This is a genomic window from Pseudomonas paeninsulae, from assembly GCF_035621475.1.
In the GTDB taxonomy this organism is placed as follows: domain Bacteria; phylum Pseudomonadota; class Gammaproteobacteria; order Pseudomonadales; family Pseudomonadaceae; genus Aquipseudomonas; species Aquipseudomonas paeninsulae.
The window spans coordinates 2,523,254-2,540,961 of record NZ_CP141799.1 but is presented as its reverse complement, the minus strand read 5'-3'; the positions used below and the strand labels follow the sequence as shown (position 1 = coordinate 2,540,961).

Annotated in this window: 19 protein-coding genes; 13 read left to right on the top strand and 6 right to left on the bottom strand. The window is 63.2% G+C overall.

The genetic code is table 11. From position 1 onward, the window contains the following. Positions 1–232 precede the first annotated feature (232 nt). The 6 genes from VCJ09_RS11705 to VCJ09_RS11680 form a co-directional block, all read right to left on the bottom strand. Positions 233–2,074 (bottom strand): nitric oxide reductase activation protein NorD, encoded by a 1,842-nt coding sequence (locus tag VCJ09_RS11705; RefSeq protein ID WP_324734453.1) that lies wholly within the window; start codon positions 2,072–2,074, stop codon positions 233–235. Positions 2,075–2,176: 102 nt separating this feature from the next. After that, positions 2,177–3,607, bottom strand: a complete 1,431-nt coding sequence (locus VCJ09_RS11700; RefSeq protein ID WP_324734452.1) for a cbb3-type cytochrome c oxidase subunit I — start codon at positions 3,605–3,607, stop codon at positions 2,177–2,179. Positions 3,608–3,610: 3 nt separating this feature from the next. Beyond that, entirely contained in the window at positions 3,611–4,051 is a 441-nt protein-coding gene (locus tag VCJ09_RS11695; RefSeq protein ID WP_324734451.1) for a c-type cytochrome, read from the bottom strand. Between the two features lie 321 nt (positions 4,052–4,372). Further along, positions 4,373–4,627, bottom strand: a complete 255-nt coding sequence (locus VCJ09_RS11690; protein ID WP_324734450.1) for a cytochrome C oxidase subunit IV family protein — start codon at positions 4,625–4,627, stop codon at positions 4,373–4,375. Between the two features lie 27 nt (positions 4,628–4,654). Continuing rightward, entirely contained in the window at positions 4,655–5,242 is a 588-nt protein-coding gene (locus tag VCJ09_RS11685; protein WP_324734449.1) for a cytochrome c oxidase subunit 3, read from the bottom strand. Further along, the gene (locus VCJ09_RS11680) at positions 5,226–6,005 is read right to left on the bottom strand and encodes a CbbQ/NirQ/NorQ/GpvN family protein (protein WP_324734653.1); all 780 of its coding nucleotides are present in this window, start codon (positions 6,003–6,005) and stop codon (positions 5,226–5,228) included. Before VCJ09_RS11680 ends, VCJ09_RS11685 begins: the two co-directional genes overlap by 17 nt. A 251-nt stretch (positions 6,006–6,256) precedes the next feature. Here VCJ09_RS11680 and VCJ09_RS11675 point away from each other — a divergent pair, with 251 nt between their 5' ends. The 13 genes from VCJ09_RS11675 (at position 6,257) to VCJ09_RS11615 (ending at position 17,639) form a co-directional block, all read left to right on the top strand. Next, on the top strand, positions 6,257–7,945 hold the full coding sequence (locus tag VCJ09_RS11675; RefSeq protein WP_324734448.1) for a nitrite reductase: 1,689 nt from the start codon (positions 6,257–6,259) through the stop codon (positions 7,943–7,945). Between the two features lie 278 nt (positions 7,946–8,223). Beyond that, positions 8,224–8,835, top strand: coding sequence for a NapC/NirT family cytochrome c (locus VCJ09_RS11670; RefSeq protein ID WP_324734447.1), 612 nt, complete (start codon positions 8,224–8,226; stop codon positions 8,833–8,835). Positions 8,836–8,875: 40 nt separating this feature from the next. Further along, positions 8,876–9,751 (top strand): ethylbenzene dehydrogenase-related protein, encoded by an 876-nt coding sequence (locus VCJ09_RS11665; RefSeq protein ID WP_324734446.1) that lies wholly within the window; start codon positions 8,876–8,878, stop codon positions 9,749–9,751. A 105-nt stretch (positions 9,752–9,856) separates the two neighbouring features. Further along, on the top strand, positions 9,857–10,198 hold the full coding sequence (locus VCJ09_RS11660) for a c-type cytochrome (protein ID WP_324734445.1): 342 nt from the start codon (positions 9,857–9,859) through the stop codon (positions 10,196–10,198). After that, a complete protein-coding gene (locus VCJ09_RS11655; protein WP_324734444.1) occupies positions 10,195–11,373 on the top strand; it encodes a cytochrome D1 domain-containing protein in 1,179 nt (392 codons plus the stop codon). The genes VCJ09_RS11660 and VCJ09_RS11655 overlap by 4 nt, the downstream gene beginning before the upstream one ends. A gap of 1 nt (position 11,374) precedes the next feature. After that, positions 11,375–11,833 carry an Lrp/AsnC family transcriptional regulator gene (locus tag VCJ09_RS11650; RefSeq protein ID WP_324734443.1) on the top strand — a complete coding sequence of 153 codons (459 nt, stop codon included), beginning with the start codon at positions 11,375–11,377 and terminating at the stop codon, positions 11,831–11,833. Further along, positions 11,830–12,345, top strand: coding sequence for a siroheme decarboxylase subunit beta (gene ahbB / locus VCJ09_RS11645; protein ID WP_324734442.1), 516 nt, complete (start codon positions 11,830–11,832; stop codon positions 12,343–12,345). The genes VCJ09_RS11650 and ahbB (VCJ09_RS11645) overlap by 4 nt, the downstream gene beginning before the upstream one ends. After that, positions 12,338–12,781 (top strand): Lrp/AsnC family transcriptional regulator, encoded by a 444-nt coding sequence (locus VCJ09_RS11640; protein ID WP_324734441.1) that lies wholly within the window; start codon positions 12,338–12,340, stop codon positions 12,779–12,781. Before ahbB (VCJ09_RS11645) ends, VCJ09_RS11640 begins: the two co-directional genes overlap by 8 nt. Beyond that, positions 12,756–13,298, top strand: coding sequence for a siroheme decarboxylase subunit beta (gene ahbB, locus VCJ09_RS11635; protein ID WP_324734440.1), 543 nt, complete (start codon positions 12,756–12,758; stop codon positions 13,296–13,298). The genes VCJ09_RS11640 and ahbB (VCJ09_RS11635) overlap by 26 nt, the downstream gene beginning before the upstream one ends. Positions 13,299–13,373: 75 nt before the next feature. Next, complete coding sequence (gene nirJ / locus VCJ09_RS11630; RefSeq protein WP_324734439.1) at positions 13,374–14,561, top strand: heme d1 biosynthesis radical SAM protein NirJ; 1,188 nt, start codon at positions 13,374–13,376, stop codon at positions 14,559–14,561. Positions 14,562–14,628: 67 nt separating this feature from the next. Beyond that, on the top strand, positions 14,629–15,474 hold the full coding sequence (gene cobA / locus VCJ09_RS11625) for a uroporphyrinogen-III C-methyltransferase (RefSeq protein WP_324734438.1): 846 nt from the start codon (positions 14,629–14,631) through the stop codon (positions 15,472–15,474). Further along, positions 15,465–16,967 (top strand): nitrite reductase, encoded by a 1,503-nt coding sequence (locus tag VCJ09_RS11620; protein ID WP_324734437.1) that lies wholly within the window; start codon positions 15,465–15,467, stop codon positions 16,965–16,967. Before cobA ends, VCJ09_RS11620 begins: the two co-directional genes overlap by 10 nt. A 348-nt stretch (positions 16,968–17,315) precedes the next feature. Then, positions 17,316–17,639: a c-type cytochrome gene (locus VCJ09_RS11615; protein WP_324734436.1), complete on the top strand. Its 324-nt coding sequence runs from the start codon at positions 17,316–17,318 to the stop codon at positions 17,637–17,639. Positions 17,640–17,708: the final 69 nt, after the last annotated feature.

The window sequence follows — 17,708 nt, the reverse complement described above, 5'->3', positions numbered from 1 at the left end:
ATGGAACTGGGCGTCCCCCCCCCCGCTCCTACAGGTACCCACAAGCCGACAGACACCTTAGATCCATCCAGTTTGCGCGCAACAGGCTTTGATCGTCCCCGCGCTCCGCGTGGGAATGCAGCCCTCGACGCTCCAGCGTCCCCACAGCCACCGCATTGCGTGACGCAGAGCGTCACAGGCTCGCTCCCACGCTAGAGCGTGGGAGCCATCAAGGGGCCTCGGCCGCGATTTTTTATACTTGGGTCAGCTGCCGGTACAGCTGCGGCAGGCGCAGCGGCAATTGCTGTGGCTGGCGGATCTGGGTGTAGCCATTGGCGCCGAACATGTACGGCAGGTAATCGCCGGCTTCGCTGTCGATGGTGATGCAGAACGGCAACAGTCCCTGCCGCCGCGCCTCCAGCACCGCTTCGCGGGTGTCTTCCACACCGTAGCGGCCTTCGTAGAGGTCGAGGTCGTTGGGCTTGCCATCGGTCACCAGCAGCAACAGCTTGCGTCTTTGCTTGCAGGCACCGAGCAGCTTGGTGGCCTGGCGGATGGCCGCGCCCATACGGGTGTAATAACCGGGCTTTAACGCTTGAATGCGCCCGCGGGTGTTGTCGTCGTAGCGCTGCTTGAACGACTTGAGTTCTTGCATGCGCACCTGCTGGCGGCGCAAGGAGGAGAATCCGTAAAGGGCGAAATCGTCACCCAGAGCCGACAGGGTTTCGCCGAACAGCAGCAGGCTGTCGCTGATCACCTCGATTACCCGGTGCTGGTCGTCCAGGTGGGCGTCGGTGGACATCGACACATCGGCCAGCAACAGGCAGGCCAGATCGCGGCGCGTGTGGCGCTGCTCCATGAACAGGCCTCGTTCGGCGCACTGGCCATGCTGACGCTCGACGTGAAAATCTAGCCAGGCCTGCATATCCAGCTCCGAGCCCTGGGGTTGCTGGCGCAGCCACTGGCGGTCGTTGCGCAGGTGCTCGAACTGGCGCCGCAAGCGTTTGGCCAATGGCGCCAGACGCAAGGGCAGCGGCTGCGGCTCGCTGCCGCGCGGCACCATCATCTGCAGATTGACGAAGTCTTCGCGCAGGCTCTGCTTGCGATAATCCCACTCCGGCAACTTGATGCCCTCGCCCAGCGGGATGTCGTCGACATCCGCTGGCGGCAGATCGAGGTGCAACTTGAGTCCGCCGCCCTTGCGCAGGCGTTGCTTGGACAGGGCCAGTTCGTCGAGATCCTCGGCGACCCGTGCGGCGTCCAGGTCTTCGCTATCGTCGGTGCAGCGATCCAACTCGACATGCTCGGACCAGCTGAACAGGTTTTCCAGGCGAAAGATCAGCAGGCCACCCTTGCTGGTGCTCTCCTCGACCCGCTTGGCGCGCTTGGGTCCGACCTTCTGCTCGTCCTTGGGGGCCAGCAGGTTGCCCTCGCTTTCCTCGCCCAGTTCACAGGCCTGGGGTTCGCCAAGGTTTTCCGCCGGGTACAGCCACAGCGGCAACGGCCAGGGTGCCAGCTCGCTACGCGGAAAATGCTCGACGCTGCCCGGTTCGCGCAGCGCCTGACACAACGCAATCTCCAGTGCCGCCTCGTCCTTGCCTAGCTGCGTGGGATCCGGGCGCAATTGCAGATGGGCCTCGACCAGCCGCCGGTAGCGCGGGCGCAGGGCCGGGTAGCTCTGCAACAACTGCTGGGTCCAACGCTGGTTATCGCGCGCCCAGTGGCGCATGTCGCCCGCTTGCGCGGCCAGCAGCGCCAGCCAGCGATACAGGTCCTGATTCAGCGCAACCTCGGGGTACACCGCCAGGCTCGACGGCAGGCGCAGGTTGCTGGCATCGCACCAGGCCACCGGCATTTGCTTGCAGGTGCCGGCCACCTGTTGCAGCAGGTTGCGCCGCAGCAGCAGGTCGCGCGCGCTGGCGGCTTGCACCCCGACGCCACTGGCGCCGCCCATGGCGCGGAACAACAGCGCCAGGGGTCGCTGCATACTGGCCAGTTCGACCCGCGCCTCGGGAAAATCAGGGCTGGCACGCCGGGTGATGAAGCGGTGCCAGACACTGCCCACCCACTCTTCCAGTTCGACGGTAAAAGCCATCTGCTTCACCTTGCTAGCTGTGCTCCGCGCCAGAGGCCCGGAGCCAAATGCAAAAACGGCCCGCTGTACCAGCCGGGCCGAGATTTATTTAGCGCTCACGACTCATGCCGAAACGGCTAAGGCTGCTTCGTCGCGGGCCGTGGCCCGGCCACGCTGCTTGAAGCTGTACAGGTAGCAGAGCAAGCCGATCAGGAAGAACACCCCGGCTACCAGACGCAGCCAGAAGAACACGGCCAACTGGTCGACGGTACTCATGAACGACAGCGCAGTGCCATCCGTCGGCCAACGTTGTAGTGCGACCTGCACCACGCCGGCAGCAGTGAGGAACAGGGTGATCGCCACCATCGACAGGGTCATCAACCAGAAGCCCCAGATCTCGATGGTTTGCGCCCGCTCATCCGGCGCCTCGCCGAGACCACGCAAGCGCGGCATGGCGTAGCTGATCATGGTCATCACGATCATTGCGTAGGCGCCGTAGAAGGCCAGGTGGCCATGCGCCGCGGTCAGTTGCGAACCGTGGGTGTAGAAGTTCACCGGGGCCAGGGTATGCAGGAAACCCCACACGCCAGCACCGAAGAAGGCCGTCACGGTAGTGCCCTTGGCCCACAGGGTAGCGGCGCGGTTAGGATGCTGGCGACGCCGTTTGCCGACCATGGTGAAGGCGAACAACACCATGGCGAAGAACGGTATCGGCTCCATGGCCGAGAAAATCGAGCCGACCCACAGCCAGACCTCCGGCGCACCTATCCAGAAGAAGTGGTGACCGGTGCCGAGGATGCCGGTGATCAGGGCCATGGCGATGATCACATACAGCCACTTCTCGACCACTTCACGATCCACCCCGGTGACCTTGATCAGGACGAAGGCGAGCATCGCACCCATGATCAATTCCCACACGCCTTCCACCCACAGATGCACCACGAACCACCAGTAATACTTGTCGCGCGCGAGGTTTTCCGGGTTGTAGAAGGAGAACAGGAAGAACACCGCCAAGCCGATCAGGCCGGTCATCATGACCATGCTGATGGTGGTCTTGCGACCTTTGAGCAGGGTCATGCCGATGTTGTAGAGGAAGCCCAGTGCGACCACCACGATGCCGATTTTGGTTATGGTCGGTTGTTCCAGGAACTCCCTGCCCATGGTCGGCAGCAGATCATTGCCGGTCATCTTGGCCAGACCCGCATAGGGCACGAACAGATAACCGAGAATGGTCAGTACGCCAGCGGCAGCGAATACCCAGAACAGGATGATCGCCAGCTTCGGGCTGTGCAGCTCGCGATCGGCCTCTTCCGGTATCAGGTAATAGGCCGCCCCCATGAAGCCGAACAGCAGCCAGACGATCAGCAGGTTGGTGTGCACCATCCGCGCCACGTTGAAGGGAATCAGCGGGAACAAGAAGTCGCCAACCACGTACTGCAGGCCCATGATCAGACCGAACAGGATTTGCCCAAGGAACAGGATCAGGGCGAACACGAAGTACGGCTTGGCCACGGCTTGCGAGGCGAATTTCAGATGTGGATTTGCAATGGTCATCTATCAGCCCTCCTTGTTTGGCGGCCAGTTGTTGGTATCGATCTTCGAAGTCCACTTGAGGAACTCCGCCATATCGTCCACTTCCTGCTCGCTCAAATTGAATTGCGGCATTGCTCTGCGCCCTGGAATGCCCAGGGGCTGCGCCTTCATCCAGGCATGCAGGAACGGCGTGAAGGCAGCATCGCCGCCCCGGCGATCAAACACATTGCCCAGCTCCGGCGCGAAGTAGGCGCCCTCGCCCAGCAGACTGTGGCAGCCGATGCAGTTGTTGTTCTCCCAGACCGCTTTGCCGCGAATAACCGACTCGTTTAACTCCGAGGCGTTGCTACGCTCCGGAAAGGTCTGCTCGGTGTGATAAGTCAAAGCCAGGAACACCAGGAAGAAGAACACGCTCCCCCCAAAGTAAATATTCCTGGCCATGCTCTTGGTGAAGGTCTCTGACATGGTCGCTTCCTCTTTACTTGGCCTCTCCATTCTAGAAAGCCTGCTAACGAAACCTGCTTGATCGCAATCAAGAAAGCTCGAAAGCCCGATGGTTTCACTCGGGTATGGCCAGAGGGCGGGAAACAGCGAAGAGGACGCAGACAGATAAGGCCCGACGACAAAGGCTTGCCAAACGATGGTTGGGCGCAGACATAGGGCGGGTGCAACCCGCCGCGCCTTGCATGCCCCCTACCCTGGCGGGTTGCAACCGCCCTACGCAGCCTGATCGCCGCGTCTATGCATCGTGCATTGTAGGGATGCTCGATGTAGCCCGGATAAGGGCTACGAGAACAGCAGCGCCAGCAATACCCCAGCCGCCAGCACCACCGGCCAACTCAGCAGCAGCCAGCGCCACATACGCGGAGCGTGACGCAACTCCATGAAACCATCGGCGATCAGCCAGGCCTTGCCCAAGGCCACGAGCAACACAGTACCGGTCATTAGCAGGGTCGCACCGGCATTGCCCAACTGCACGCTGGTCACGGACAGCGCGGCCAGCCCCAGCCAGCAGAGAATCAGGGTGTTTGAAGTAGACATGGCGACCTCGTCGATGCAGCGCGCTGCTCAGTTCAAGATATAAACCAGCGGAAACAACAGCACCCAGATCAGATCGACCATGTGCCAATACAACACGCCGGACTCCATCACGCTGCAATTGCCCGGGCCATAGGCGCGGCGCCGGCAGCGCTCGGCCAGCCAGCCGAGGATCACCAAGCCCAGCAGCACATGGACGAAATGAAAACCGGTGAGAATCCAGTACAGGGTGAAGAAGGTGTTGTGCTCCATGCCCAGCCCCGCCCCAGCCAGATGGCTGTACTCGCCGAGCTTCAACAGCACATACACACTGGCCGACAGCAGCGCCGCGAGCAGCAACCATGCAGCGCGCGGTGCTCGCGCCTGGCGTACCTGCTCCTGGGCCAACGCGGCGAACAGCCCGGAGGTGAGCAGGCTCAGGGTCAACGCCAGACCGGTGGAGCTGTCGAGCAACTGGCGACTGTCGTGGAACAGCTGCGGCTGCAATGCCTGGGCCACTGCGAAGGTGAGAATCAGCAGGGCGAAGACCGTCAGCTCGGCGAGGATGAAGAACCACATCGCCAGGTCGCCCGGCAGACGCCGGACCGGGCTGGCAAGGGTTTCAAGCGAAGTGGACATCGACCACGTCCATCAGCGCGGCGACGGTCTGCGGATCGTCCGATAGCGGCTCGGCCAGGCAGGCCAGACAGGCATCCCGCGGGCTCATGCCGGAGCCGATCATGCGGGCGGTGAAGATCAGCAGGCGCGTCGAGGCGACTTCCTCCAGGTCATGCTGCTCCAGTCGGCGCAGAGCCTGCCCGAGCTTGACCACCTGCGCGGCCAGATCGGCACTGACCCGCGCCTCGTTGGCGACGATGCGTTCTTCCTCGGCCACCGGCGGATAACCGAAGCGCAAGGCGACGAAACGCTGGCGGGTGCTGGGCTTCATGCCCTTGAGCAGGTTCTGGTAGCCGGGGTTGTAGGACACCACCAGCATGAAACCCGGCGGTGCGCGCAACACCTCGCCGGTGCGTTCGAGGTACAGCTCGCGGCGGTCATCGGCCAGCGGGTGCAGCACCACGGCGGTGTCCTGGCGTGCCTCGACCACCTCGTCGAGGTAGCAGATGCCGCCCTCGCGCACCGCACGGGTCAAGGGACCATCCTGCCACCAGGTGCCCTGGGCGCCGATCAGGTGGCGACCGACCAGGTCGGCGGCACTCAGGTCGTCATGACAGGCCACGGTGTACAACGGCAAGCGCAAACGGTGCGCCATGTACTGAACGAAACGGGTCTTGCCGCAACCGGTCGGGCCCTTGATCAGCACCGGCATGCCGTGCTGCCAGGCCTGTTCGAACAGCACCTGCTCGTTGCCCAGTGGTTGATAGAACGGCGCATCCAGCACGGCAGCCGCTTCGACTAGTTTCACAGGCGCATTCACAGTCAGTACCTCACCGCGGTGATTAATCATGCCTACACGCTACCCGTGACAAGTCGCCGCGCTCAAGCATTTCATTTTCAGCACTTGATTGCCGTCAAGCACATAGACGTTGCGCCTGACTAGGATGCAGCGGCGAGAAGAGCCTAAAGAGCCACGCCGTTAGCACGCCGTTACTTAGCCGGAGTTGCCTTGGGCACTCCACGAAGGAGCACCACATGAGTATCGTCACCCGTCCATTGCTTGCCGGTATTTTCGCCGGCCTGTCGTTACTCGGCCTGTCGGTCGCCCAGGCCAATATCAATCCACCCGATATGACCGCCGAGGAAAAGGACTCAGCCAAACAGATTTACTTCGAACGCTGCGCCGGCTGCCACGGCGTGCTGCGCAAGGGTGCCACCGGCAAGAACCTTGAACCCCACTGGGAAAAGACCGACGCCGACGGCAACAAGACCGATGGCGGTACCCTGAAGCTGGGCACCAAGCGCCTGGAAAGCATCATCGCTTATGGCACCGAAGGCGGGATGGTCAACTACGACGACATCCTCTCCAAGAAAGAAATCAACCTGATGGCCCGCTACATCCAGAACACTCCGGATGTGCCGCCCGAATTTTCCCTGCAGGACATGAAAGACAGCTGGAAACTGATCGTTCCGGTTGACCAGCGGCCGAAGAAGCAGCTGAACAAGATCAATCTGAAGAACGTGTTTGCCATCACCCTGCGTGATGCGGGCAAGCTGGCCCTGGTCGACGGCGACACCCACAATATCTGGAAAATCCTCGACACCGGCTACGCCGTGCACATCTCGCGCCTGTCCGCTTCCGGTCGCTATGTCTATACCGTGGGCCGCGACGGCCTAACCACCATCATCGATATGTGGTACGAAGAGCCGACCACGGTCGCCACCATACGCCTGGGTTCAGACGCCCGCTCCGTGGACACCTCCAAGTTCAAGGGCTACGAGGACAAGTACCTGATCGGCGGCACCTACTGGCCGCCACAGTTCTCGATCATGGACGGCGAGACCCTGGAACCCTTCAAGGTCGTCTCCACCCGCGGCCAAACCGTGGATGGCGAATACCACCCCGAGCCGCGCGTGGCCTCCATCGTCGCCTCGCACATCAAGCCCGAGTGGGTGGTGAACATCAAAGAGACCGGGCAGATCATGCTGGTCGACTACACCGACATCAAGAACCTCAAGACCACTACCATCGAAGCCGCCAAGTTCCTCCATGACGGCGGCTGGGATGCCTCCAAACGCTACTTCATGGTCGCCGCCAACGCCTCCAACAAGGTGGCGGCGGTCGACACCAAGACCGGCAAACTGGCTGCTTTGATCGACACCGCGAAGCTCCCGCACCCCGGCCGTGGCGCCAACTTCGTACACCCGCAGTTCGGCCCGGTATGGTCCACCGGTCACCTCGGCGCCGATGTGGTGTCGCTGATCTCCACCGCTTCCGACGAGCCCAAGTACGCCAAGTACAAGGAGCACAACTGGAAGGTGGTGCAGGAACTGAAGATGCCGGGCGCCGGCAACCTGTTCGTCAAGACCCATCCGAAGTCCGAGCACCTGTGGACCGACGCGCCGATGAACCCTGAGCGCGAAGTGGCCGAATCGGTCTATGTGTTCGACCTCAACGACCTGAGCAAGGAGCCCAAGCGTCTGGACGTGGCCAAGGACTCCGGTCTGCCGGAAAGCAAGGCGATCCGCCGCGCCGTTCACCCCGAGTTCAATGCGACGGGCGACGAAGTGTGGATCTCCCTGTGGGGCGGCAAGGCCGATCAGTCGGCGATCGTCATCTATGACGACAAGACCCTGAAGCTGAAGAAGGTGATCACCGATCCGGCGATCGTCACGCCAACCGGCAAATTCAACGTTTACAACACTATGTACGACGTCTACTGACCCCGCGCCGAACGCGTACTTAACAGGCTGTTGATAGATGTAGCGAGCGACGGCTAGGCAGGGACGCCTTAAGGCGAAATCGGCCAAGGAAGCGCGGTGTACGAGTGGTACATGGGCATGACTCGCTTTAGCTCGCCCTTCGGGGCCGCGCTAAAGCGCGTTAGCCGCAAGCGGCTTTCCGCGACTGAGTTCAACCCGGCATAGCCTCACGCAGTGGTTTTTCAACGGCCTGTCAGCCGCCGCCCGCCTGGGCGGTGACTGAGATCAGGAGCAAGGCCATGACCGATCGAAAGACACCACCCGAACACAAACAACCCACGGGGTTTTGGGCCCGCCTGCGCAGGCCGAGCCTGACCTATTCGCTGGGCGGCTTGCTGATTGTTGGATTTGCTCTGGGCGTCCTGTTCTGGGGCGGCTTCAACACTGCCATGGAGGCGACCAATACCGAAGGCTTCTGCCTGTCGTGTCATGAGATGCGCGACAACGTCTACCCAGAATACAAAGAGACCATTCACTACACCAACCGCACCGGCGTACGAGCGGTCTGCGCGGACTGCCATGTGCCCAAGGAATGGACCTACAAAATAGCCCGCAAGATCGAAGCCTCGAAAGAAGTCTGGGGCAAGATCATCGGCACCATCGATACCCGCGAGAAGTTCGAAGCCAAGCGTCTGGTGCTGGCACGCCGCGAGTGGAGCCGGATGAAGGCCAACGACTCACGCGAATGCCGCAACTGCCACAGCCTCGAAAGCATGGAAGCCGCGTCGCAGAAACAACGCGCGCGCAAACAGCACGAAATGGCCCGCGAAGACAGCATGACCTGCATCGATTGCCACAAAGGCATTGCCCACCATAAACCGCAAGGCATGACCGAAGCCGACGAAGAGTAGCGCCTGAAGCTATGGCCGCTAACCGCTAGGAGAAAACAGCATGAACATACGTATGATGACTTGCGCACTCGGGGCCAGCCTCGCCTGCGTCACCGTTCCCGCCTGGGCTGCAGCCCCGGCTGACTGGAGTTCGATCAAGTCCAGCGACATCACCCTGTTCTACCCGGGCGTATCGCCCGTCGAATGGGTCACCAAAGGCACCGAGCATGGCGGTGCGCGGGCGCTGAGGAAAGGCGAGACCTGCGCCGACTGTCACTCCGAGGAAGCCAGCGACATCGGCAAGACCATTGTCAGCGGCAAGAAGCTCGAGCCGACGCCGATTGCCGGCAAGGCACCTTTTATCGACGTCAAGGTGCAGGCCGCCCATGACGATGAGAACCTTTATCTGCGCTTCACCTGGCAGCAACCACCCGCCTCGGGTGCAGCCAAGATGGACGAGCAGAACCCGGTGAAAATCGCCTACATGCTCGAAGCCAACGACCAGGTTCAGCTGGCTTCTCAGGGCGGCTGCTGGGGCAGTTGCCATGGCGACGCACGCACCATGCCCGGTGCCGACGAGCACAAGACCAAGTACGTCAAGGATGGCTCGCTGGCCAACGGCGTGTTCTACGACCTCAACCAGTGGCGCAGCGGCGAGAACAAGGCCTACGACGGCTATGTCGCCGAGGAGCGGGTCATGGAAGGTGGCCAGGCTCTGGTCGGCGCCACCGGCAAGCTCGACGGCAACACCTGGACCGTCGATTTCACCCGCAAGTTTGCCGGTGGCGAGGGCGATGTGACCCTCGAATCGGGCAAGACCTACAACTTCGGTTTCGCCATCCACGACGACAATGCCACCGGGCGCTACCACCATGTATCGCTGGGCTACACCCTGGGCATAGACGCCGAAGCCGGCATCCAAGCGCTCAAGCAGTAGCCTGCCCTGCGCCGACCCCGGTCGGCGCAGTACTAGTTGATATGGGTCAAGGCCCCTCAACAAGCGCCACTGCATTCTGCTCCCATTGCATTAGGGACCACCGCCATGCCGCTAGCCCAATCCGCTTCACGTGCCCTGGGACAGCTTCTGCTGGTGCTTCTACCCTTTTCCCTGGCCCAGGCCGAGGCGCCCGGCGCCGAACGCCAAGCCCAGCTGCAAAACCTGTTGGCACAGGACTGTGGTTCCTGCCACGGCCTGCGCATGACCGGTGGGCTAGGCCCCGCCCTGACCCGCCAGGCCCTGGCCAATAAACCTCGCGAATTACTGATCGCCACCGTGACCCACGGCCGCCCCGGCACCGCCATGCCGCCCTGGAATGCCCTGCTCAGTGAGCCGGACATCGCCTGGTTGGTCGATCGCCTCCTCGAAGGATACCCAACGCCATGATTCGTTCGACCCTGTTGCTGGCCGCGGTCAGCCTGTTGCTCAGCGCCTGCGCGCAATCACCGCTGCGTGGCAGCGGCGATCTGGGCGTGGTGGTGGAGCGCGCCACCGGCAGCCTGCAGATCATCGAAAGCAGCCAGCAGACTAGCCTGGCGCGGATCGAGGGCCTGGGCGACCTGTCCCACGCCTCGGTGGTGTTCTCCCGCGATCAACGCTACGCCTACGTCTTCGGCCGCGACGGTGGCCTGAGCAAGATCGACCTGCTGCGCATGCGCCTCGACAAGCGGGTGATCCAAGGCGGCAACAGCATCGGCGGTGCCATTAGCCAGGACGGCAGCCTGATTGCCGTGGGCAACTACGAGCCGGGTGGCGTCAAAGTCTTCGATGCGCAAACCCTGGCACTGGTGGCCGATATTCCCGCCACGCCACTGGCCGACGGCAGCAAGCATTCGCGGGTGGTCGGGGTGGTCGATGCGCCCGATCGCCGTTTCGTCTTCAGCCTGTTCGACACCGGCGAGATTTGGATCGCCGACTTCAGCCAGGGCAACACCCCGGCGATCAGTCGTTTCACCGACGTCGGCAACCAGCCCTACGACGCGTTGCTGACCCCGGATGGTCGCTACTACCTGGCCGGCCTTTTCGGCGAAGACGGCATGGCCAAGCTCGACCTCTGGCACCCGGAACGCGGCGTCCAACGGGTACTCGGCAACTATGGCCGCGGCCAGCAGAAACTCCCGGTGTATAAGATGCCGCACCTGGAGGGCTGGGCGGTTGCTGGCGATCAGGCCTTCGTCCCGGCGGTAGGCCGGCATCAGGTGCTGGTGATGGATTCGCAGAACTGGCAGCAGACCGCCGCCATCGAGGTCGCCGGCCAGCCGGTGTTCGTCATGGCGCGCCCCGACGCCCGGCAGATCTGGGTCAATTTCGCCCACCCGGACAACCACCGGGTGCAGGTCATCGACAGCGAAACCCATAAAATCATCGCCGACCTGCAACCCGGCCCCGCCGTGTTGCACATGGAGTTCACCGCCCGCGGCGACCAACTCTGGCTGTCGGTGCGCGACGGCGGCGAGATTCAGGTCTGGGATCCCTACCGGGTTGAATTGCTCCAGCGTTTGCCGGCGGCGAGCCCGAGCGGCATCTTCTTCAGCAGTCGCGCTCACCAGATAGGGCTATAGGATGAACATCGATCCGCTCAGCAGCCGTTTGATCGAGCGCTTCCAGCATGGCATGCCGCTGTGCGCCGAACCTTACCGGGTCATGGCCGACACCCTCGGTTGCGCGGAAGCCGAAGTGCTCGCCTGCCTCGAACGGCTGCGCGCGGCCGGCAGCCTGTCGCGCATTGGCCCGGTGTTCGACCACAGCCGCGCCGGCGCCAGTACCCTGGTCGCGCTGGCGGTACCGGAGGCGCGCCTGGAACAAGTGGCCGAACGCATCAGCCGCTACCCCGAAGTCAATCACAACTACCTGCGCGAGCATGCTTACAACCTGTGGTTCGTGCTGACCGGCCCGGACCGTGCACACCTCGACCGGCTGCTCGACGAGATCGAAGCCGATTCCGGCCTGCGCCCACTCGACCTGCCGATGCGTAACGCCTATCGCATCGACCTGGGTTTTCCCTTGGTGGATCTACCATGAACCACGCGCTATCCCCCGCTCAGGCTATTTGCCTACGCCGCCTGCTGGAAACCGGCTTGCCGCTGGCGCCGCGCCCTTACCAGGTGCTCGCCGAACAGATCGGCGTCGACGAAGCGGCGGTAGTCGAACAGATGCAGCAGTGGCAGGCGGATGGCCTGTTTCGCCGCGTCGGCCTGGTGCTCAAACACCGCGCCCTGGGCTTTCTGGCCAACGCCATGCTGGTAATGGACATTCCCGACGAGCAGGTCGAAGCCGTCGGCCTGCGGCTCGGTCAGGCACCCGGCATCAACCTCTGCTACGAGCGCCCACGGCGTTTGCCGCATTGGCGCTACAACCTGTTCTGCATGGTGCATGGCCGCGAACGCGAGCAGGTGCGCCAGCAGATCGCGCGCCTGCTGGCCGAGCAGCAACTGAGCGAGGTGCCCCATCAACTGCTGTTCAGTAGCCGCGCCTTCAAACAATGCGGCGGCCGTTACGCACCCGCGGCAACCGAAGCGGTGCGCCATGGATGAGCTCGACCGGCGCCTGCTCAATCGCCTGCAGCTCGGCCTGCCCCTGGTGCGCCACCCCTGGCAGGCACTGGCCGATGAACTGGACAGCGACGCCGAGCACCTGCGTAAGCGCGTACAAGCGCTGCTGGACGACGGCACCCTGAGCCGCTTCGGGCCGATGTTCGACATCGAACGACTCGGCGGCGCCTTCACCCTCGCCGCCTTGTCCGTGCCGGAACAGCGCTTCGACGAAGTCGCCGAGCAGCTCAATGGCATGCCTGAAGTGGCGCACAACTACCGCCGCGAACACGCCTGGAACATGTGGTTCGTGCTCGGCTGCGCAACGCCGCAGGGCATTCTCGACACCCTGCAACGCATCGAAAGCGAGACTGGCTTGACGGTGCTCAACCTACCCAAGGAGGAGACCTACCATGTCGGCTTGCACTTCCCCGTCTGAAGATCAGCTAACTCGCCGCCTGGTCGAACTCACCGAGGCCGGCCTGCCGCTACTGGAAGACCCCTGGGCCTGGCTCGCCGAACAGTTGCAGCTGAGCATCGAGGCGACCCTGGCGCTGCTGCAACGACTGCAGGCCGATGGCGCTATCCGCCGTATCGCCGCAGTGCCCAACCACTATCGTCTGGGTTATCGGCACAACGGCATGACCGTATGGGACGTGGACGACAGCGAGATCGCCCGCCTCGGCCCGCTGATCGGCGCCCAGGCGTTCGTCAGCCATTGCTACCGCCGCCCGCGTCGTGAGGACTGGCACTACAACCTGTTCGCCATGGTGCATGGCCGCAGCGCCGAACAGATCGATGCCTACCGCGAACAGATCCGCACCTTGCTCGGCGCTGCCTGCCGCGCCGACGAGATGCTGGTCAGCAGTCGCATCCTGAAAAAAACCGGCCTGCGCCTGGGCACCTCGCCGCGCTTTATTGTTTCCGATCAAGGAGCGGCAATTCTCCCTCGGTGATGCTGCAACCCTAGATCCACGCGCCATGCGTGATGCGCCCACTGGGAGCGCTGCGTTCTTCGAGGAATATCGCTCATGTTGAGAATCAGCCATTACCTGCGTGCCCTGACCGAACCGAACGCCCCCGTGCTCGGTGCCCGCGGCACCGGTCTGGCCCGTCCGCCGGTGGTGATCTGGAACCTGCTGCGGCGCTGCAACCTGACCTGCAAACACTGCTACGCCACCTCCGCCGACAGCGCGTTCCGCGACGAACTGGACACCACCGAAGCCCTGCGGGTGATCGACGACCTGCATGACGCCGGGGTGCGTGTGCTGATCCTTTCCGGCGGCGAACCCTTGCTGCGCGAGGACATCTTCCAACTCGCCGAGTACGCCCGCGACCGAGGCTTCTTCGTCGCCTTGTCCACCAATGGCACGCTGATCGACGAGAGCAACATCGAACAGATCGCCGCCGCGCGCTTCGACTACGTCGGCATCAGCATCGACGGCCTGGAGGCCGTGCATGATGAATGGCGCCAGCTCAAGGGCAGCTTCGCCGCCTCCCTGCGCGCCGTCGACCTGTGTCGCCAGCACGACATTCGCGTCGGCCTGCGCACCACCCTGACCCAGCACAGCTACCCGCAACTGCCGGCACTGCTGGCCCTGATGCGCGAGCACGACGTGCAGAAGTTCTACCTCTCGCACCTCAACTACAGCGGGCGCGGCAAGCGCAGTCGCAGTCGCAAGGCCGATGCCCATCACCAGATGACCCGCGACGCCATGCAGCAATTGTTCGCCCAGGCCTGGGACGATGTGCAGAACGGCCGCGAGACCGACTTCGTCAGCGGCAACAACGACGCCGACGCCGTGCTGCTGCTGCAATGGGTCGAGACGCACCTGCCACAACACCGCGAACGCCTCGAAGGCATGCTCCGGGCCTGGGGCGGCAACGCTTCCGGCAGCGGCATCGCCAATATCGACAACATCGGCGACGTGCACCCGGACACCTACTGGTGGCAGCACAGCGTCGGCAACGTACGCCGGCAATCCTTCCGCGAAATCTGGCTGGATCAGCCACAGCCCTTGCTCACGCAACTGCGCCAACACCCGCGAGCGGTCACCGGACGCTGCGCCCAGTGCAGCTGGCTGTCGATCTGCAACGGCAACACTCGCACCCGCGCCTGGGCCGAAGGCGACCTGTGGGGCGAAGACCCCGGCTGCTACCTGAGCGACAAGGAAATCGGCCTGCAACCCGTGCACCACATCGACAGCGTGACGCTTTGAGCAGCTGTCGAAGCCCCCGGTCAGAAGCGTCACCCAGCTCTATCAGACGATAATTCCAGGAGTTCGCATGGATATGCCCATCACACTTCCCGCTTCGCTGTGCGCCACCCTCGCCCCTGGCGAAGTCGCGTTGGTCGGCGCCGGCCCCGGCGATCCGGGCCTCCTTACCCTGCGCGCCTGGAGCCTGCTGCAACAAGCCGACGCCGTGGTCTACGACCGTCTGGTCAGCCCCGCGCTGTTGGAATTGCTACCCGGCAGCTGCCAGACCCATTACGTCGGCAAGGCCAGCGGTTGTCACAGCCTGCCGCAACCAGAAATCAACCAGTTGCTCGCCGATCTGGCCTCGCAGCATTTGCGGGTGCTGCGCCTGAAAGGTGGCGACCCCTTCATCTTTGGTCGCGGTGCCGAGGAACTGGAGTTCCTCCTCGAACGCGGCATCAACTGTCAGGTGGTGCCCGGCATTACCGCCGCCGCCGGTTGCACCGCCTATGCCGGCATCCCGCTGACGCACCGCGACCTGGCCCACTCCTGCCAGTTCATCACCGGTCACCTGCAGCAGGACGGTGAGCTGAACTTGCCCTGGAGTAGCCTGGCCGACAGTGGCCAGACCCTGGTGTTCTACATGGGGCTGGCCAGCCTCGGGGCAATCTCCAGCAACCTGATAGGCGCCGGCCTACCCGGTGACACCCCGGCGGCATTGATTGGCAACGGCACCCGGCCCGACCAGCAAGTGGTGCGCGGTACCCTGCAGCAATTGCCGGCGATGGCCCTCGACAACCAACTGACCCCACCGACGCTGACGGTGATCGGCCAGGTAGTCGGCCTGTTCGCCGAGCAGCGCATCGAATACCCGGCACGCCTGCGCGCCGCACCGTCCCACCAGAGCAGAATGGCGGAGGTTGTATGCGACTGATTGCGCTCGCCCTGCTGCTGGCCGGCTCATTCCAGGCCGCGGCACAAGAGGCGCCCAGCGCGGCTGCCCTGGAGCAGGCCGGGCGGCTCTATACACAGCATTGCCAGAGCTGCCATGGCGCCAACCGTTTCGGCGGTGCCGGACCGGCGTTACTGCCGGAAAGCCTTGGGCGGATCAAACCGAATGAGGTCCGCGAGGTGATCCGTAATGGTCGCCCGGCCAGCCAGATGGCCGCCTATGCCGATGTTCTCGACACGGCGCAGATCGACAACCTGGTCAGCTACCTCTACCAGCCGGCCAGCACAGCGCCGAACTGGAGCGACAGCGACATTCGCGCCAGCCACCGCCTGCTCGCGAATCTCGACACCTTGCCGAGCACCCCGCAGCACGGCGCCGACCCATTGAATCTGTTCGTGGTGGTAGAGGCTGGTGACCACCATGTGACTATCCTCGACGGCGACCGCTTCGAGCCGCTGACCCGCTTTCCCTCGCATTTCGCCCTGCATGGCGGACCGAAGTTCTCGCCGGACGGCCGCTTCGTCTACTTCGCCTCGCGCGACGGCTGGGTCAGCCTCTACGACCTGCACAACCTGACGCTGATCGCCGAGGTGCGCGCCGGGCTGAACACCCGCAACCTGGCGGTGAGCAACGACGGCCGCTGGGTGTTGGTGGGCAACTACCTGCCCGGCAACCTGGTGCTGCTGGATGCCCGCGACCTGTCGCTGGTCAAACATATCCCGACGCTTGGTCAGGACGGCACTCCGTCGCGGGTCAGCGCCGTGTACACCGCACCACCACGCGACAGCTTCGTGGTCGCACTCAAGGACGTGCAGGAGGTCTGGGAACTGTCCTACGCCGGCGAGCCGACCTTTATCCCGCGACGCATCCAGACCCGCGACGTACTCGACGACTTCTCCTTCACCCCGGACTATCGCCACCTCCTGGCCACCTCGCGCAAAGCCAAGGGCGGCCAGGTGATCGACCTCGATAGCGGCGCGGCGGTCATCGACATTGCCCTGCCCGGCATGCCACACCTGGGTTCGGGCATCTACTGGAAGCGCGACGACAAATGGGTGTTCGCCACACCGAACGTCAGTCAGGGGCTGATCTCGGTGCTCGACCTACAGACCTGGAAGCTGATCAAGGAAATTCCCACCGAGGGACCGGGCTTCTTCATGCGCAGCCACGTCAATTCCGCCTACGCCTGGACCGACGTATTCTTCGGCCCGAACAACGATGCGGTGCACCTGATCGACAAGCAGACCCTGAAGATCGCTCATACCCTGCGGCCAATGCCCGGCAAGAACGCCGCCCATGTCGAGTTCACCCGGGACGGCCGCTACGTGCTGCTCAGCGTCTGGGATCGCGACGGCGCCTTGATCATCTACGACAGCAAGACTCTGGAGGAGATCAAACGCATCCCGATGAACAAACCCTCGGGCAAGTACAACGTCGGCAACAAGATCGAATTCGCCGAGGGCACCTCGCACTGAGTGAGACCGGCCAGGGTGACTGCTATAGTTGGCCCGCAGCCCATTTCAAGATCGCACTCTATCCGGTCGCTGTTGTCTGAGATGATAAGCCGCATTGAACCGCTGCGGTGCGGAGGCGCATAGTGGCAGGCGCATCTATTGATTGAGATCAAGCAATAAAAAGCGCCCCCAAACTATGCTTGAACCGTTTGCAGCAGACTGCCATTGCACCAATGTTTGTCACCATAAGCTGACTCGGGCCAAAGCTGGCCCCGCAACGCATCACTATCACGGCCTAGGTACAACGTTTACCTAGCCCAATCGACGCAGGTTGCATATCTCCTGCGTCACTCGCCTTGAGGAAATACCATGAAGAAGTTTCTGATTCCGCTGTTGGCCCTGGGTGCTGCGCTGAGTATGCAATCTGCCCTGGCGGCTGACCCCGCAGCCGGCGAAGCACTGTTCAAGAGCAAGCCCTGCGCGGCATGCCATAGCGTCGACATGAAGCTGGTCGGCCCCGCGCTGAAAGACGTCGCCGCCAAGTACGCCGACACCGAAGGCGCCGTCGAGCTGCTGGCCGGCCGGATCAAGGATGGCACCCAGGGTGCTTGGGGCCCGATGCCGATGCCGGCCAACCCGGTCACCGACGAAGAAGCCAAGGTCCTCGCCGAATGGGTGCTGAGCCTCAAGTAACCGGCTCCTAGAGGACGTCATTGCGCTGTTCACCAAGCCCAGCGCTTTGGGCGAAAGCACGATGGCGTC

Coding starts and splice junctions, on each gene's coding strand:
- VCJ09_RS11705 (WP_324734453.1), bottom strand. CDS start 2,074: ATGGCTTTTACCGTCGAACTGGAAGAGTGGGTGGGCAGTGTCTGGCAC.
- VCJ09_RS11700 (WP_324734452.1), bottom strand. CDS start 3,607: ATGACCATTGCAAATCCACATCTGAAATTCGCCTCGCAAGCCGTGGCC.
- VCJ09_RS11695 (WP_324734451.1), bottom strand. CDS start 4,051: ATGTCAGAGACCTTCACCAAGAGCATGGCCAGGAATATTTACTTTGGG.
- VCJ09_RS11690 (WP_324734450.1), bottom strand. CDS start 4,627: ATGTCTACTTCAAACACCCTGATTCTCTGCTGGCTGGGGCTGGCCGCG.
- VCJ09_RS11685 (WP_324734449.1), bottom strand. CDS start 5,242: ATGTCCACTTCGCTTGAAACCCTTGCCAGCCCGGTCCGGCGTCTGCCG.
- VCJ09_RS11675 (WP_324734448.1), top strand. CDS start 6,257: ATGAGTATCGTCACCCGTCCATTGCTTGCCGGTATTTTCGCCGGCCTG.
- VCJ09_RS11670 (WP_324734447.1), top strand. CDS start 8,224: ATGACCGATCGAAAGACACCACCCGAACACAAACAACCCACGGGGTTT.
- VCJ09_RS11665 (WP_324734446.1), top strand. CDS start 8,876: ATGAACATACGTATGATGACTTGCGCACTCGGGGCCAGCCTCGCCTGC.
- VCJ09_RS11660 (WP_324734445.1), top strand. CDS start 9,857: ATGCCGCTAGCCCAATCCGCTTCACGTGCCCTGGGACAGCTTCTGCTG.
- VCJ09_RS11655 (WP_324734444.1), top strand. CDS start 10,195: ATGATTCGTTCGACCCTGTTGCTGGCCGCGGTCAGCCTGTTGCTCAGC.
- VCJ09_RS11650 (WP_324734443.1), top strand. CDS start 11,375: ATGAACATCGATCCGCTCAGCAGCCGTTTGATCGAGCGCTTCCAGCAT.
- ahbB (WP_324734442.1), top strand. CDS start 11,830: ATGAACCACGCGCTATCCCCCGCTCAGGCTATTTGCCTACGCCGCCTG.
- VCJ09_RS11640 (WP_324734441.1), top strand. CDS start 12,338: ATGGATGAGCTCGACCGGCGCCTGCTCAATCGCCTGCAGCTCGGCCTG.
- ahbB (WP_324734440.1), top strand. CDS start 12,756: ATGTCGGCTTGCACTTCCCCGTCTGAAGATCAGCTAACTCGCCGCCTG.
- nirJ (WP_324734439.1), top strand. CDS start 13,374: ATGTTGAGAATCAGCCATTACCTGCGTGCCCTGACCGAACCGAACGCC.
- cobA (WP_324734438.1), top strand. CDS start 14,629: ATGGATATGCCCATCACACTTCCCGCTTCGCTGTGCGCCACCCTCGCC.
- VCJ09_RS11620 (WP_324734437.1), top strand. CDS start 15,465: ATGCGACTGATTGCGCTCGCCCTGCTGCTGGCCGGCTCATTCCAGGCC.
- VCJ09_RS11615 (WP_324734436.1), top strand. CDS start 17,316: ATGAAGAAGTTTCTGATTCCGCTGTTGGCCCTGGGTGCTGCGCTGAGT.